20 protein-coding genes are annotated in these 15,956 nt (G+C 50.8%); 2 read left to right on the top strand and 18 right to left on the bottom strand.

Annotated features, from left to right (window positions below; genetic code table 11):
• Positions 1-386 precede the first annotated feature (386 nt).
• Positions 387-1,268, bottom strand: coding sequence for a nucleotidyltransferase-like protein (locus tag L6H98_RS25960; RefSeq protein ID WP_236420579.1), 882 nt, complete (start codon positions 1,266-1,268; stop codon positions 387-389).
• Between the two features lie 121 nt (positions 1,269-1,389).
• Between L6H98_RS25960 and L6H98_RS25955 the strand changes: the two genes are divergently transcribed.
• Entirely contained in the window at positions 1,390-1,785 is a 396-nt protein-coding gene (locus L6H98_RS25955) for a DUF2614 family zinc ribbon-containing protein (protein WP_236420578.1), read from the top strand.
• Positions 1,786-1,935: 150 nt separating this feature from the next.
• On the opposite strand, the gene L6H98_RS25950 is transcribed toward L6H98_RS25955, so the two are convergent.
• The 17 genes from L6H98_RS25950 to L6H98_RS25870 all read right to left on the bottom strand — a co-directional run bounded on the left by L6H98_RS25950 (position 1,936) and on the right by L6H98_RS25870 (position 15,426).
• Positions 1,936-3,669, bottom strand: coding sequence for a glycosyl hydrolase family 18 protein (locus L6H98_RS25950; RefSeq protein WP_236420577.1), 1,734 nt, complete (start codon positions 3,667-3,669; stop codon positions 1,936-1,938).
• Positions 3,670-3,783: 114 nt separating this feature from the next.
• On the bottom strand, positions 3,784-4,209 hold the full coding sequence (gene perR, locus L6H98_RS25945) for a peroxide-responsive transcriptional repressor PerR (RefSeq protein WP_236420576.1): 426 nt from the start codon (positions 4,207-4,209) through the stop codon (positions 3,784-3,786).
• A 165-nt stretch (positions 4,210-4,374) separates the two neighbouring features.
• Positions 4,375-5,787 (bottom strand): DUF4097 family beta strand repeat-containing protein, encoded by a 1,413-nt coding sequence (locus tag L6H98_RS25940; protein WP_236420575.1) that lies wholly within the window; start codon positions 5,785-5,787, stop codon positions 4,375-4,377.
• A gap of 24 nt (positions 5,788-5,811) precedes the next feature.
• The gene (locus L6H98_RS25935) at positions 5,812-6,405 is read right to left on the bottom strand and encodes a hypothetical protein (RefSeq protein ID WP_236420574.1); all 594 of its coding nucleotides are present in this window, start codon (positions 6,403-6,405) and stop codon (positions 5,812-5,814) included.
• Between the two features lie 153 nt (positions 6,406-6,558).
• Positions 6,559-7,269: an MgtC/SapB family protein gene (locus L6H98_RS25930; protein ID WP_236420573.1), complete on the bottom strand. Its 711-nt coding sequence runs from the start codon at positions 7,267-7,269 to the stop codon at positions 6,559-6,561.
• Between the two features lie 30 nt (positions 7,270-7,299).
• Entirely contained in the window at positions 7,300-7,767 is a 468-nt protein-coding gene (locus L6H98_RS25925) for a GNAT family N-acetyltransferase (RefSeq protein ID WP_236420572.1), read from the bottom strand.
• A gap of 104 nt (positions 7,768-7,871) precedes the next feature.
• Positions 7,872-9,311: an Asp-tRNA(Asn)/Glu-tRNA(Gln) amidotransferase subunit GatB gene (gatB, locus tag L6H98_RS25920; protein WP_236420571.1), complete on the bottom strand. Its 1,440-nt coding sequence runs from the start codon at positions 9,309-9,311 to the stop codon at positions 7,872-7,874.
• A 26-nt stretch (positions 9,312-9,337) separates the two neighbouring features.
• Positions 9,338-10,795, bottom strand: coding sequence for an Asp-tRNA(Asn)/Glu-tRNA(Gln) amidotransferase subunit GatA (gene gatA, locus L6H98_RS25915; RefSeq protein ID WP_236420570.1), 1,458 nt, complete (start codon positions 10,793-10,795; stop codon positions 9,338-9,340).
• 28 nt (positions 10,796-10,823) lie between these two features.
• A complete protein-coding gene (gene gatC / locus L6H98_RS25910; protein ID WP_236420569.1) occupies positions 10,824-11,111 on the bottom strand; it encodes an Asp-tRNA(Asn)/Glu-tRNA(Gln) amidotransferase subunit GatC in 288 nt (95 codons plus the stop codon).
• A gap of 176 nt (positions 11,112-11,287) precedes the next feature.
• Positions 11,288-11,671: an ATPase gene (locus L6H98_RS25905; protein ID WP_236420568.1), complete on the bottom strand. Its 384-nt coding sequence runs from the start codon at positions 11,669-11,671 to the stop codon at positions 11,288-11,290.
• A gap of 149 nt (positions 11,672-11,820) precedes the next feature.
• A complete protein-coding gene (locus L6H98_RS25900) occupies positions 11,821-12,039 on the bottom strand; it encodes a sigmaY antisigma factor component (protein WP_236420567.1) in 219 nt (72 codons plus the stop codon).
• Entirely contained in the window at positions 12,032-12,373 is a 342-nt protein-coding gene (locus L6H98_RS25895; protein WP_236420566.1) for a YxlC family protein, read from the bottom strand. Before L6H98_RS25895 ends, L6H98_RS25900 begins: the two co-directional genes overlap by 8 nt.
• On the bottom strand, positions 12,370-12,903 hold the full coding sequence (sigY, locus tag L6H98_RS25890) for an RNA polymerase sigma factor SigY (protein WP_236420565.1): 534 nt from the start codon (positions 12,901-12,903) through the stop codon (positions 12,370-12,372). Before sigY ends, L6H98_RS25895 begins: the two co-directional genes overlap by 4 nt.
• A 143-nt stretch (positions 12,904-13,046) precedes the next feature.
• Entirely contained in the window at positions 13,047-13,310 is a 264-nt protein-coding gene (locus tag L6H98_RS25885; protein WP_236420564.1) for a hypothetical protein, read from the bottom strand.
• Positions 13,311-13,601: 291 nt separating this feature from the next.
• A complete protein-coding gene (locus L6H98_RS25880) occupies positions 13,602-14,234 on the bottom strand; it encodes an MBL fold metallo-hydrolase (RefSeq protein ID WP_236420563.1) in 633 nt (210 codons plus the stop codon).
• 6 nt (positions 14,235-14,240) lie between these two features.
• On the bottom strand, positions 14,241-14,810 hold the full coding sequence (locus L6H98_RS25875; protein WP_236420562.1) for a thioredoxin family protein: 570 nt from the start codon (positions 14,808-14,810) through the stop codon (positions 14,241-14,243).
• A 1-nt stretch (position 14,811) separates the two neighbouring features.
• Positions 14,812-15,426 (bottom strand): DedA family protein, encoded by a 615-nt coding sequence (locus L6H98_RS25870; protein ID WP_236420561.1) that lies wholly within the window; start codon positions 15,424-15,426, stop codon positions 14,812-14,814.
• A 161-nt stretch (positions 15,427-15,587) separates the two neighbouring features.
• On the opposite strand from L6H98_RS25870, the gene L6H98_RS25865 reads away from it, so the two are divergent.
• Positions 15,588-15,935, top strand: a complete 348-nt coding sequence (locus L6H98_RS25865; RefSeq protein WP_236420560.1) for a dehydrogenase — start codon at positions 15,588-15,590, stop codon at positions 15,933-15,935.
• The last annotated feature ends 21 nt before the right edge of the window (positions 15,936-15,956 follow it).

Below are 15,956 nucleotides of genomic sequence, written 5' to 3'. Positions count from 1 at the left end.
ATAAAATATCTCAATGTCGCTCCGGTTTTTATACAGTCATACGACATGTACCAAAAACCTTCGCATTACTCACTCGTTGTTCAGTTTTCAAAGATCAAATCATTGATATGTTTCTCATTTTCCTCACCGCTCATTTTCGGCGGCGACTTAAATAATATATCATATCTTCTGTTTTTTTGTCAACAACTTTTTTTCAGGAGTTGTTTTTTGATTCTGTTTCGCTCACTTGTTTTCAGATACAAGCTTTTAGCGGAACGAGATATAATGTATCATATCCGACTAATTTGAGTCAATACTTTTTATTAAAATATTTAACCACGTGTAAAACATACAAAAAAGGAAGGGTCTCCCCTTCCTTTTCATACGTTATGCAGTCCGGTAAACGATCAAGTTTCGACCCAATAACGAATCTCCCGACCATTGCCTTCAACGATCGAAGGCCATCCGGCCGACTCTTTGACCATGGACCGGAACACGAGCTTGCGCAAAATTAACGGAAGGTCCTCAGCTACAAATTTAAGTTCCGGGTGATGCAGCAGCTCATCCATGCACCAGGGTTCCCTGCGGCTTCGCAGTACCCGCAAAAGCAAAGCCGAACAATCCATCATTTTGGACATGACGGAAAATTCGCACGCCAGCAAAGCCAACTCCACACGTTGCTCCAGCGTTTCAGAGCTGACCGTCATTTCCTCATACAGTTTCCAAAGAGCCCGATCCAGATTGCGGACTTGCGTCCATACCGCATGGTCAGGATACAACCCTTGTTCAATCAGCACGATTCTGGCCCAGTTACCAAGAGCTTCAAGGACGTTATAATACGCATCAACCACATGACCTTCCTGAATGTACCGTTTGGCTTCAACATACATCCGTAAAAAACAGGCGAACTCATGAAGCAGCTTCTGCTCCTGTAGTTTCGGACCGAAAGCCAATAATTCCTCCCTTAATGCACTCAATGTACCGTCCGATTCCCAAATGATGTCTCCATCAGTCAAACATTTCAGCAGATTGTTGTTCTCTCCCGTAATGATACTGCTTTTAAGTTCATGCAGCCCTGCATATACGATTTGGTAACGAAGATCCCCCGATTTGTAATGGCCGATTCTGGAAGCAATCTCTTCCGTATCGCACACAACCAATACTACCAATTCGAAATCCTGAATCAGGGAGCCGTGGAATCGCTCTCCCGAGCGTGAATAGGCGATGGCCCCCACTGCTGCCGTCCCTTCCGATTGACCGGACAATAAATCCATGTTCTTTAATTCCACGATTCCCTCCATACATTCATGGCGGACTAGCGCCAAGTCAGTTATAATGTAATTCTACATCCAGACTGAAGTTTCCTTCTTTTCCAGGTACGATACTACTCATACGATGGGAGCATTTTTTATGGTTTTTAAAACGGCTAAAATTAATGCTTTTCGCACTTGGGGGCTGCTGCTTACCATGTTAGGCATGGGACTAATGGTACTGGGAACCGCCGGCATCGTATTCTGGGGACATGCAGGCAAAATCGTGGCAGCCGTGGGTCTCGTCATCGGGCTTGTTGCGATGGTTGCGAGCGTGGCCATCTACTTTTGGGCAGGAATGCTCTCCACAAGCGCCGTTCAATTGGAATGTCCCGAATGCGGCAAACTTACCAAAATGCTTGGCAAGACGGATCGGTGCATGTTTTGCCACACCATCCTCACACTCGATCCGGCGAAGGCCAATACTCACCCAGTACTGAAAGCGCCTTCCACAATGAGCTCAGGCAGCCATTCCCACACGGAGCCACACACCTGAGCCGTCCGATTTCCAATCAGCTGACAACTTAGATATGCATACAAAAAGCCCGGCTGTTATGCCGGGCCTTCCTTTTTCTCATGCCGCAACTCTGCCAAGCGGCGCAGTACATCTCGGTTCAGATTAAATGATAAATGATTCCAACAGACTTTATTTCGTATAACCCGCCTTTTGAAGGGTCTCCCAAGCCGATGCATTTGCAAAACTTCGGTTCCATGCAGCCACGCCGCCAAGCTTCAGTTCGGCAATCAAATCCACCCGGGCCTGAAGGGAAACTTGATCCTCGATCCATATTTTCTTGGTTGCATCCTCTTCTTGATACTCCACATAGTTCTGCCCGCTCTCTTTGTCGAGCTTAGGTTTAAGCTTCTTTTCCTTGATCAGTTCCTGCACGGTATCCATGCCAACAGCCTTGGACGAAACTTTAACCTCTCCGTTCTCGTCCTTCTCCTCGGTCCAAATGCGCGTATATAAAGGAACTGCCATAATCAGTTTTTTCGAAGGAACTTCGTCTTCTTCAAGAATGCGTCGCATCGAGGCTTCCGTCCACGGAAGCGAAGCAACTGAACCTGCCTCCGGACTTGCAGCCCAATGCTCGTCATAGGCCATAACGACAATGTAATCCGCGTATGCGCCAAGCGCACGGCGATCCAGGAAGGCAGACCACATTTCGCTATTGGATTTTGGCGTTACGTCGACGGACAGCATCAACCCATGAATTCGAGCCATCGCTTTGATTTCCCTTACGAACTGGGTCACGTTAGGTCCGTCCACCGTCTGCACGTTTTCAAAATCGATGTTGATTCCATCAAGGTGATACGTTTGCGCGTATTCCAACATTTGCTTAATGATATGAGTGCGTGTCTCGTACGTGGCCAGAGCCTTTTTCGTGATCTCGGGGTCAAAGCTGTTGTCCATCAATCCCCATACTTCCATCCCTGACCGGTGAGCCCAGTTGACATAGGTCTTGTCCGCTTTGCTGCTTACGCTGCCTTCGCCATCCGTAATATGGAACCATGTCGGACTGACCACATTAACCCCCTGCATCCTGCCGATCGAGCCAACGTCAGGTTGGCGATTGTACACTGCTTCCCACACCAAATTGACGGGTTTGGTCTTCCACTTTTTCTCCGCCGCCGTCGGAGTTGACTTCGGCTCATCCACCGTCTTTTTCTCCGTTAGCGAGACATGATCATTATCGACATATCCGGCATATCCATTATCCGTTTGTACAAAGCTCTGTTCTGTTCCGGTGCGCCATACGCGCACGCGAATGCCGTTCTGCAGATCCGCAATGATCGGAGATCGCTCTTCATCGCGTTTGTACATCGGAACCGTTGGGTCTGCCTTGGACGACTTTGCATCGATCGTGGCATATTGGATCGTTTCTCCTCCACGCATCAGCAGTACCGCACCAGTGGAGGAATCCTCCTGCACAGCAATGCCGTACACTTCCTTCAATGGTTTTAGCGGAATATACACTTCATTACCTTCCGCCTCCGGAGCAACCGTCAGGGGGTAGTTTTTGTGGTTCAGCTCCGCCTGAGTGCTGCCTTCCTTCATATGCAGAACGCGTTCTGGCGATGCAATGATGATATCTCCCGTGTCCGCTTCGTAACGAATGCCCGGATCCACAGCTTCCTGCAGAACCGTGAGCGGCAGCTTGAGCTGATCTCCCGCACCCGAAGCCTCTTCATCCATCAGCTGCCCTTCGACAAATATAGGCTGCTTCATGCCGACCCAATCCGGATCTTCGTGAAGCTGATTTAACCATAGATTTGTAATCAACCAATATGCGCCTCCAGCGACCAAACAAATCCCCAACAAAACAGGCAAGACTGAGCCCCGCCTTTTTCGACGTGTATAGCTGTTTCTTCTACTCAAACGTTTACCTCCGTTAGTGTAACTCATTCCTATGTCATGCATGAATCGTCCGTGAACAAACAAAAAACGTGTAGAATCCAATCGAATTCTGCACGTTCATATTGTAATTCATCTCTATTGTGCCCTGCAACTCTTACAAACCCCATATACTTCCAGCCGATGCCCGTGGACTTCAAATCCCGTGCTGGCTTCAGCCTGACGCTCGACACTGTCCAGATATGGATGGCTGAAATCTTCTATCTTGCCGCATTTATCGCAGATGACATGGTAATGATCCGTCACGTTGGCATCAAAGCGACTTGAATTGTCGCCGTATGTCAACTCTCGGACCATGCCCGCTTCCAAAAACATCTTCAAATTATTATATACAGTCGCCACGCTCATACTGGGAAATTGGGGTTCAAGCGCACGGTAAATTTCATCGGCTGTCGGATGCCCCATCGATTCCATCAAATAATTCAATATGGCATGACGCTGGGGTGTAATACGGACACCGGTCGTTTTCAGATGCTCCAACGCATGTTGGACTCGTGTTCCCATAAAACCCACCGCCTTACCTTTCGTTCTCTCAGAGAGAAACGAATTTCGCCGTTTCCTCATTCAGAGTTGATTCTTGGCCAGTTGAACGGCCACGATCTCTCCAGCCATGTTAACTTGCCTTATTTTCATTGTACGGCGATACCAAGTTTATTGTCAACGCGACGGTTACAGAACTTCGGACGAATCACCTTGGGAATTTTGCCCGTTTTCCCCGTTCGAATGGCCTTCGTTATCCGAGGTATCCTCTCCTCCGAGATCAGGCTCATCTTCTCCCGGCAATGGAAGACTAGGGTTACGATTAATGGCGAGGTCGCTATTGCCCTCGATTTTGACCGTATATTCCCCTTCGCCAAGCTGCCCTTCAATCGTCTTGTTCCGCACCTTGAACGGCAGGTCTGTCCGTAATTCTCCATAGCTGCTTGATCCGCTAAGGCTGTAATCGCCTTGATGAGGCAGCAGAATATTGATGGCCCCCACCGCGCTGTAAACGTCCCAATCCCCGCCGATCTTCGTCGAAACGATATTGATGCTGCCGTTCAGCGATTGCGCTTTGACGCCCAGATTGGCCCCGTCCATCGTGATGTTCCCGTTCCGAGTATCCGCGATAAAGCTGCCCGTTGAATTCGTGATGCTAATGCTCCCGACTTGCGTGGTCAAGTCCACGTCCCCCGTAATGTCGCGGGCCTTCATGTCCCCCCGGTTGCTGTCCAGATCGACATTGCCGATGGCTCCTGCCACGATCACGTCCCCATTCAATGTTTTTCCGGAAATATCGCCTACTGCGTTGTTAATACGAATTCGACCATTCCCCGTTTCGGCCGAAATGGTGCTGATGGCTTCCGCACGGTTCAACAATATCGCCCCGTTGGATGTCCGGATATCCAGATTGAATCTCCGATCTTCCGGAATCGTAACGGTCAAGTTCATTCGCGGCTGGGTCTTTTCGTTCTCTCCATAAGCTTTCCCCGTTGCCGTAATATGAATAACCTGTGTACCTTCCGCCGTGACGAAAGAAGCATCGGCCACCGCCTTGGCCTGTACCTCCGTCGTTTGATCGACCCAAACTACCGTGCGAATTTCGATCGAATCGGTATCGCCCCGCTGCAGCGAAATATCCCCGTTCACGCCTTGAACGACGACATCGGACGTCTCCATGCCTACCGGGACCCGGATGGTCCCTTTATCCTGCATATACCCTGCTGCAGCGCTGTAATCCATGGAAGCCGCTCCCAGGTTCAGGCTGACCCTGTTCCACAAATGCATGTAATGGTCCTGCTCAGTAACGATGAACACCACTGCAGCCAAAAGCAGCGACGACAAAATACCCTTCGCATCCGGCCGAAACCGCATTTTGGCCTTCACTGCATTCTCCGCGCCCGACACGGATCGGCTTCGTCCCCGCATAAGCAAAAACAGCAGTATGTATTCTAAGCCTAAGGCCACCAGCAGCAGCGGCCACCAGTCTACCATGCCGTAGAGATAATCCGTTCCCGATTGTTTATCCATAATCAGCAGTACGCCCACGACAATGAGCAAAGCGGCGGCCGTATAGCGGCCGACCCGAATTTTGCGGTTCATTTCATTCCCTCCTTGCCCTGCCTGCTACAATTTCTTTCTCTGCAGCGTGGTCCAGATCTCGCGCCCAAACAGATTCAGCCCGGTCACGATCATCAATACGGCAAATGCATACCCACCGTACATGCCAATCAAATCTTGAAACCAGCGAGGCCTGCGAAAAAACATGACCATAAGCGCGCCGCCAACGACCAGCAGCAGGCCAAACGATATGCCTTTTTCCCACATCATCAATGCTTCGACTGCGGTTCGCTCCTTACTCCCGGCTTGGTCCAAATCCGGCGGGACACTTCCCTTGCGCTTGCGTAACATCACCCGATCCGCAGACTGCAGCACGTCAAACACGTTGTAGAAGTAAAGGACGGGAATGAAGAGCGCGAGCAGAATCAGCAGAGGAACATTGATTTGTATGCCGACGGACGAAAAATACACCAGCGCCGACAGGTCGAGCATCACCAGCATCATATACGTCAGTCCCCTTAAATAGAGCCGCAAATACAAATGGCCCAGTCCTGGAACGATTGCACTCATCAGTCCGGCCACAAATTTGTGGGTTCTCACCCGAACCGCTCTTGTCGGCCGTCTTTTAAGCACCATTTTTGCCCGATGCTTTTTCTTCAAACGATCTAGCTCCTTTCGCGATGGAGTGTCCGGTTTCTTTTTTCAAGCGTTTGGTTAGATAGTACCCTAAACCGACATTCGAGTAACTGGCAAAAATATGGATGAATCCCAAAAACCCCTGTGCCCATAAGGCCTGAAGGGGTTCGATTTTATTTATTCCACGGAAACTTTGGTCATATGTTCCCACCGTCTCAGTTTCGTCACCAGCTGCACCGTATCCAAATCATGCGGCATGTAAACATGCAGCACAATTTCGATTTTGCGCTCCACCGATACCACCTCGGAAAAGGCCAGCTCCTGCTCATTGACCGTGATCTTGCGTATTTTGATTTTTTCCTGTTCCAAGAACGAGGAAATCTGCTCGAGGCATCCGGGCTCGGATAAAGTATGGAGCGTAATGACATGCAGCTTGTTTCCCCGAATATACCTGAGCTCCAACTTGTTAAATACCCAAAGGTTCAACAACACCAGAACCGTGGAAATGATGGAGGCAAAAAAGAAGCCCGCTCCCGCAGCCAGCCCGATGGCTGCCACGACCCAAATCGAAGCTGCCGTGGTCAGACCGGTAATGGACTTACCGGTAAACAGGATCGTTCCCGCTCCCAGAAAACCGACGCCCGTAATCACGGCCGTTGCCAAACGCGCCGGATCGATGCGCACGTTTATTTCATTCGCAAAATCTTTAAAGCCATAAATGGAAAGCATCATAATCAGCGCCGATCCGAGGCAAACTAAAATATGAGTTCGCAGGCCGGCGGCATGATTGGAGCGCTCGCGTTCCAATCCGACGAGGCCGCCCAGCAGCATGGCAAGCAGCAGCCTCAGCAAAATGTGCCATTCGTCAATAATCCAGGGATTGCCCAAAAGCGATAGTCCTCCTCCATGTCATTAATGTCATTCATCTTTATTCCTGTGAAAGGTCTTTAATTCCACGCCTGGGGCAAGCTGTACACGATCCACGGGGACAAAACCAAACTTGCTGTACAGCTGCACCGCAGGTTCATTCAACGTTCCGGTAGATACGATGTAGCGCGGATATTCCGGATACGTTTCAAAAATATGCGCAATCAGGGCAGAGGCGATTCCTTTGCGAAAATAATCCGGATGAACCATCATCCGCGTAATCGTAAGGGCATCTTTTTCCTCCTCGGCCACAGCGATCGCCCCGATCAACTCCCCATCGGAATCCATGTATCCGTAAAAACTCTCCCCACACTGCTGCAGCGTTTCAAGCGTATCCATTAACGGCGGAATTTCCTTAAATCCGATCATTTCCGCTTCCAGCCGGTAAGCCACATGCTGTAAACGCCATAACTGACCCAACTTGTCCGGGTCATTCAATGATATCGATTCGATGGTCATGTGAAGCTTCTCCTTTCGCATTAACGAGTGAGCGATGCCTGCAATACAAAAAAAGAAGGCTGTCACAGGGACGAGCCTCCTTCTGTTTGACCTCTCCCGAAGGATTAACGGTTCAGTACGTCTGTAAGCAGTTTGTTCGCCAAGCCAGGGTTGGCTTTGCCCTTGCTCTCTTTCATGACCTGTCCGACCAGGAAGCCGATGGCCTTCTGTTTGCCGGCCTTATAGTCCTCTACCGATTGGGGATTATTCGCAACGACCTGTTCCACGATGGCAAGAATAGCACCTTCGTCGCTGATCTGCACGAGCCCTTTCTCTTCAACGATTTGCTGTGGAAGCTTGCCGCTTTCCAGCATTTCCTTGAATACGGTTTTGGCAATTTTGCTGCTGATCGTGCCCTTTTCCAGCAAGCCGATCATTTCTCCGAGCCCTTGGCCCGTAAGCGGGACCTGGGATAACTCCAGATTGTTCGTGTTCAGGTAACCGAGCAGATCGCCCATGATCCAGTTCGAAACGGATTTGGCGTCTTTGGTGTAGTTAAGGCTGTCTTCGAACAAGTCCGCAACCGCTTTGGACGAGGTAATGACCTCAGCATCGTAGCTCGGCAAACCGTAATCTGCCGCATAACGCGCTTTGCGTTGGTCCGGCAATTCGGGAATCGAAGCCCGGATGCGCTCTTTCCACGCTTCGTCGATGTGTATTTTCACCAAATCCGGGTCCGGGAAGTAGCGATAATCATGCGCTTCTTCTTTGCCGCGCATGGTCAGCGTTTTTCCTTGGGCTTCGTCCCAACGGCGAGTCTCCTGCACCACTTCGCCGCCATCGTCCAAAATTTCCGCCTGGCGGTATTCTTCGTATTCCAACCCGCGCTGCACGCCTCGGAAGGAGTTCATGTTTTTCAATTCCGCACGGGTTCCCAATTTTTCCTGACCGTGAGGGCGCAAACTGATGTTGGCGTCGCAACGCATGGACCCCTCTTCCATTTTCACGTCGGACACTTCGCAATATTGCATGATTGCACGCAGTTTCTCCAAATACGCGCGCGCTTCTTCCGGGGAAGAAATTTCAGGCTCGGAAACGATCTCGACGAGCGGGGTTCCCACGCGGTTGAAGTCGACCAACGATGCATAACCGCCGTCCACGTGGGTCAATTTGCCTGCATCTTCTTCCAGATGGAGACGCGTGATGCCGATTCGTTTCGTTTCGCCGTTCACTTCGATATCGATCCACCCGTTCTCGCCAATCGGCTGATCGAATTGGGAAATTTGATACGCCTTCGGCGAATCGGGATAGAAATAGTTTTTGCGGTCGAATTTGCTGACATCGGCAATGGTGCAGTTCAGCGCCATCGCTGCTTTCATCGCATAGTCGACCGCCTGGCGGTTCAGCACAGGCAATACGCCTGGATGTCCGAGACACACCGGACAGGTGTGCGTATTCGGCGGAGCCCCGAATTCCGTGGAGCAGCCGCAAAAAATTTTGGATTGCGTGTGCAATTCTACGTGGACTTCAAGTCCAATGACGGTTTCGTATTTTGATGCGGGCATTTCTCTATTCCTCCGTTCCGGTCAGTCTACAGCTGCGGACGCTGTTTGTGATATTCCGTATGTTGTTCAAACGCATGTGCAACGCGCAAAACGGTCGTTTCGTCAAACGCTTTGCCGATGATCTGCAATCCAACAGGCAGCCCCTCGGAGAAGCCGCATGGGATGCTGACGGCAGGCACGCCAGCCAGGCTGACAGGAATGGTCAAAATGTCGTTGAGGTACATGGTCAACGGGTCGTCCACCTGGGTACCCAGTTTGAACGCCGGCGTAGGAGCCGTAGGTCCGATCACGACGTCGTATTTTTCGAACACGTTGTCGAAATCCTGTTTGATCAGGGTACGCACCTTTTGCGCCTTCAAATAATACGCATCGTAATAGCCGGAGCTGAGCGCATACGTGCCCAACATAATCCGGCGCTTCACTTCCGGACCGAAGCCTTGGCTGCGGGATTGGTGGTACAGGTCCAGCAGGTTGTCCGGATTGTCGGCGCGAACGCCATAGCGAACGCCGTCGAACCGCGCCAGGTTGGAGGAAGCCTCGGAGGAAGCCAGCAAATAATACGTGGCTACCGCATATTCGGTATGAGGCAGCGATACCTCTTCCCAAGTTGCGCCGAGCCCTTCCAGCACCTTCAACGCCTCAAGCACGCGTTCCTTGACGTCAGGGCTTACGCCTTCCCCGATGTATTCTTTCGGCACCGCGATGCGCAAACCTTTAACGTCGCCGGTCAAGGCGCTCAAATAGTCGGGAATGTCCACGTTCGCGGAGGTTGAATCTTTCGGGTCATACCCCGCAATCGCTTGGAGCACATAAGCGGAATCCTCGACGTTTTTGGTGATCGGTCCGATCTGGTCCAGCGATGAAGCAAACGCCACCAGCCCGAAACGGGATACCAGCCCATAGGTAGGCTTCAATCCGACCACGCCGCAATACGATGCAGGCTGACGGATGGAGCCGCCGGTGTCCGACCCCAGCGTAAAGTAGGCTTCTCCCGCAGCCACGGCAGCAGCCGATCCGCCGCTGGAACCGCCGGGCACGCGATCCAGCGCCCACGGATTGCGCACAGGAGCGAAGCTGGAGTTTTCGTTGGAACCTCCCATGGCGAATTCGTCCATGTTCAATTTTCCGAGCGTTACGGTGTCGGCCGCTCTCAATTTTTCGACAACGGTCGCGTCATATACCGGGTCGAAATTGCGCAGGAATTGGCTGGCACACGTCGTGCGCAGTCCGTTCGTCACGATGTTGTCCTTGATGCCCACAGGCAAGCCAAACAGCAGACCTCTTTCCCCGCCGCTGACGAGTTGATCGTCCAGCTGGCGTGCACGGGAGCGAGCGCGCTCTTCGTCCAGCGTCAGGTATGCCTTGACCTTTTCGTCATGGGCACCGATGTTTTGATAAGCCTGTTCTACCAGATCGCTGACGGACAACTCTTTCGCGTTCAGCTTGTTATGTATTTCAGGCAACGATTGTTGAAATAAACTCACGTCATTTTTCCTCCTTCCGGTTTATCCGCTATTCCATCACGGCAGGCACTTTGAATTGCCCGTCTTCTTCCTCAGGTGCGTTGTGCATAACCTTCTCGATCGGCAAGCTACCCTGCACCTCATCTTCGCGCATCACATTGCTGACATGCAGAACGTGGGTTGTTGGTTCAATGTTGTCCGTATCCAACTCATTCAGCTTCTCCGCATATTTCAAGATGGCATTCAGCTGTCCTGTCAGCAGCTGTTCTTCTTCTGCCGTCAAGTTAAGCCGGGCCAATCTGGCCACATGCTGAACGTCGTTATTCGAGATACTCATGTTTCGGATGCCTCCTTCATTCGCTCAACTTTCCGGAACCGCCGATGCGGCTCGCCCGTTTAACGGGCTAAAGTCCCGTGATAACTTTTTTCATTATAGGTGAGTTGGTTCGACAATTCAATGCAAATGCCCGGACTTTGGAGCTAATCAAAAAAGAGCCAGCTTTCGCCGGCTCCTTAAATCCATGCACGCAGGTTAACCTGCTTTATAAAATCCGCCTGTGACATCGTTTCCTTCGCGGTTTCTTCTTCCTCTTCCACAGCTTGAACGTCTCCGTTCATCAAATAACGGAACAGCTTCTCGTTGTGTGTCGCAAGGGCGTAATCGATCAACGCTTCACGCTCAACCTTCTCCGCTTCCTGTTTCAGCAGAACTTCTTCCAGATCTACGTCGCCGGAAGGAACGAAAAAGTTCCGGTTCACCTGAGGCACGCGAAGCACGTAGTCAAACGCATTGTCCGGGTTCCGGTCATAAGCGATGATGAATCCATATTCCCCCACAGGAAGATTTTGCTCAAACGTATCCGCGACAATGATTACCTTTTCTCCCAATCGCAGCATCGTCTAACCTCCTGGTAGTCTATCTTTATATATTGTGGTCTGTCTAGTCTACTAGAAAAGAATAGCGATGTCTACGATTAACGGCATGAAACAAATCATTTGTGTAAAATCAATATGCTTCCTTTGTTACCGTGCAAACCATAACCATGTCATCTTTTACGTGTTTTCTCTTTCCGGACAACCACAAACCAGTAAACAACAAGCGGGGTCGGAACCCCCGTAATCCCCCACAATCCCCACAGCCACGGGAAACGTCCCCGTTTCCTTGCATCGGTGAACATCCACGTGCCCTGAAGCAGCAAAACCAAACCAATCAGGCCAAGCCATATTGGCGGCACTTCGTTCAATGAATAATGCAGATCATTCATGACGCATCTCCTTCCGTTGTCGGCGCACAGCCCAGATGATGACGATCCCGATAGCCAAACCCGTTCCGACAGCCTGAATGCCCAGATAGAAAATCGGTGCGGATTGGAACAACATGACCCCGGCAGCAAGTACAAGCAATGCCAAGATCCAGAACATGATCAACTCCAGCCGGTTTGCCCGTTTTCTCATTTGTCGCCGTTCCTTGACCTGAGCTGCCAACGAGGCGATTGAGGGAATATTCGTAGGCTCATATGCATCATCCAATATTTTCAACTGCTGCTGCAGCTGCTGCACCAGTTCGAGCTCTTCCTTTTCACTCGATCCACTGCTCATGATCCCTCCATCTCCTTCCTCAATTGACGAAGTCCGTAAGCTGTACGCGACTTGGCCGTCCCAGACGGAATACCCAGCATATCCCCGATTTCATCGTATCCGTACCCGTAATAGTGCTTCAACAGCACGGCGATCCGATGCTCCGGCGATAACCGGGTCATCGCTTCCATGACATCCGTCCACGTCTCGTTACGACTCTCGAACTGCCATCGCAATTGTCTCGCAACCTGGTCTTTGGCCAATTTCAGCCAGTTCTTCTCCCTTTCCCTGCGCCTCGCCTTGTCGATATAAATCCGGGTGGCAATCGTAATCATCCAGGATGAAAAGGCTGACGTACCATCATAACGATGAATGTTTTCCATGCAACGAATCATCGTATCCTGAACCACTTCTTCTGCCGCATGCGGATCCATCGTCACTTTGATGATATATTTGTACACAAATGCATAGTGGCGCTGCAATAGTGACGCAAGGGCAGCGTCATCGCCTTGTGCGGCTCGGAGCGCTTCCTCCAGTTCCGCTGTTTTCATCCGGCATTTCACCTGCTTCCCGTTCAATCTGAAAGATAATACGATGGACGTACTCCAAACGTTCAAATGAAAAAAACTCCATGCCGCATCAAAATAAAGCGGAAGAAGGTCATCATGCGACAATTTCCCGGGCAATCAGACGGCTATCTCCTGTGCTGCTGCAGCCTGTCGAACCACGGCTGACCGTGCGCTCCTTTATGCAGCAATCGACTTTTCCAAATATTATGTCTGAATTCAAAATGCTCATTCTCTTTCTGAATACGCTCAAGGTTATGTAAGGATGTTGTTTCTAAATATGCCTGTCTCTCGATATTTTCCATACGCCTTTGATCGACGGTCTGCCGCTTGCCCTTGAACTCCAACCGTTCTTCTCCATTGGACGACGGAATGAAACGTATGATCTCCACCTCCCGCTCCCTCCCCTTGCTCATTTTTGAATGAATGCAAATGATTGCTGCCCCGGATACCGACTCTAAGTCTCCCCAAAAATCGCCATAAACAAAAAAAGAACGCAAACCGGGTAAAAACCACAGTCTGCGTGCTTCGCGAGTTAGGGTGCTGCATATTCAAATACTTCAGTGAAGTGATGCCTTAACGCTTGTAACAACTAATAGCTATTCTAATGAAAAACATGTCGTTTGTCCAGACTTTCTTGCCTATTTTGTCCGATTTTTTTCAAACGGTACAAAACAATCCTTTCATCTTGCGGACACGTAAGGATTAAGCTGTTTCTCGTATCCGATCGTCGTTTTGGGACCATGGCCGGGAAATACGACAACCTCATCGGGAAGGGTGTACAGCTTGTTCTGGATGGAATCGATCAGGTCCCTCTCACGCCCGCCGGTCAGGTCGGTTCTGCCAACGCCCATTCGGAAGAGCGCGTCTCCGGCAAACAGGTCATTACCGCACAACAGGCTGACACTGCCGGGCGAATGGCCAGGCGTGTGATACACCCGGAACGTATGGCCAATCAGTTTCAATTGCTGGCCCTCAGCCAGTGCGTATTCAGCAGGCTCTGCAGAAATGGGCGGCGTGACCTGCGGCCAATTCAGTGATCCGTTTAATTTCGGAGTCGTCAGCCACTCGCTCTCCAAGTCGTGCAAATAAACCGGGCAGCCCTTCGCTTGGCGAATCTCTTCCACGCCGCCGATATGGTCGAAATGTGCATGCGTCAGCAAAATGGCTTCAATTTCAAGATCCTTGATCGCTTTGACCAAGGGAGCAGGATTCATGCCGGGATCAATGATGACCGCCTTCTGCGGATCTTCTCCCTGCAACAAATAGGCATTGGTCTGGAGCGGACCAAGGTTAAATGTACGGATGTTTAACATATCGGCTCAGAAACCCGAAATCAGTTCACGCAGCTCACGCAAAATGGCTGGGTGCGACTCCGATCCTTCCCCGTAACGTTTGACCATTTCCTGACGGGCCACGGCCATCTTCTCCTGGTAATCCGCCGCTTCGCGATCCGGATTGTTGCGTTTGAACTCCACCATCACTTCTTGAACATGCTGCGGGCGGGGACCCCACTGTCCGAGCACATGCCCACCGGTATCGGCAAAAATGACCACAGGCACGGATCGGCCGCCCATCGTCAGAAATTCGTCCATCACTTCCGGATGGTTTTCCATAATCAGCACCTCGGTCGGCACGCCGGAAATTTCGAGCGCCCTGAAAACGACCGGAATGTTGCGAACGACGTCACCGCACCAATCCGCGGCCAAAATCAATACACGAAGATCGTCCCGATGGTTGAGACTTTCAAAAAACTCGCGGTCCTCCTCGCTCGGCCATGCAAAATGGTCGTAATTCGCCTGGAATTCGCTTTGATTCTTGGTCATTGCGTCAATGAACTCCTGAGGTGACAGGCCTTTGCCAAACTTGTGAGACAGGTTAGGTTTTGCCATGTTAGACACTTCCTTTCTTTTTGCGTGTATTCATCCATTTGATCAGGAAATAAACAATCATAAGACCCAGGGCAACGAGCAGAATTGGAGTCACATAAGGCGCTGCCGTTTCATCGATATCCTTCCATTTGTCGCCAAGGACCATTCCCAAATATATAAACAGTACGGACCAAGGTATAACAGCCAGCGTGGTGAGCAGGATAAATTTGCCGACCGGCATTTTCGATATGCCTGCCGGAATGGAGATCGCATGTCGTACGACAGGCACAAACCTTGCCGTAAAGATCACGCCCGTGCCGTACTTGCGGAACCATTCCTCGGAATGGTCGATGTGTTTTTTCTGAATCAGTATGTATTTGCCATAGCGTTCAAGTACGGGTCTACCGCCATAACGACCGATCCAGTAGATAAACAGCTGTGCCACCACGCCGCCAACCGTGCCAAAAATGACGGCTCCCAGGAAATTGATTTGCCCCTGCGACACGAGGAATCCCCCGTAGGCCAGAACGATTTCGCTCGGGATGACTTCCAGCATCAGCCCCAGCATGATTCCGAAATATCCAAGACCTTGAATCCAGTCGAATAATTGACCGACAATGTTATGAATTACGTCCATCTCGACCCTCTTTCTTTATTCAGTATGGCGGTGCCTCAGACACCATGAACGACTCGTTCCTATCTTATCACAGGGTCGTGTCCTCTTGCCATATTGCCGGCTGCCGGTTGTGTCCCATGAGGAACGATCCGCATATGGTATCGTGAAAGGAGCGTGGAGCGATGCAAGCCAGAACGAAACCCGGACATCCGCCTGTCAAACATCGTACACCCGGCAAGCAGCTGCCTTCCGCAAGAGGAATCCGCAGAGCATGCAGCAAAGAGCTGTACCGGACCGCCAAACGGTTGAAAACATATATCTCTCCCGATCTGATGCAGCAGGCCGAAGAACTCTACTACAAAAAGGTCATCGAGAATTTGCTGTGGATCGGAGAAAACAAGGATAACCGCAAATTGTTATGCGAGTGGTGGAATGAAAACGTCTGCCCCGATATCGCCGCCCTATGGGAAACGGAGGAGGCGCCGCTGCAGGAAGCCTTTCGCCAGGCATTCGGAGGATATCGCCTATAAGCGATACACACAGCCAAAAAA

The sequence above is a fragment of the Paenibacillus sp. JJ-223 genome, assembly GCF_927798175.1.
GTDB classification, from domain to species: Bacteria; Bacillota; Bacilli; order Paenibacillales; family Paenibacillaceae; genus Paenibacillus; species Paenibacillus hubeiensis.
This window is presented reverse-complemented; position numbering and strand designations above follow the sequence as displayed.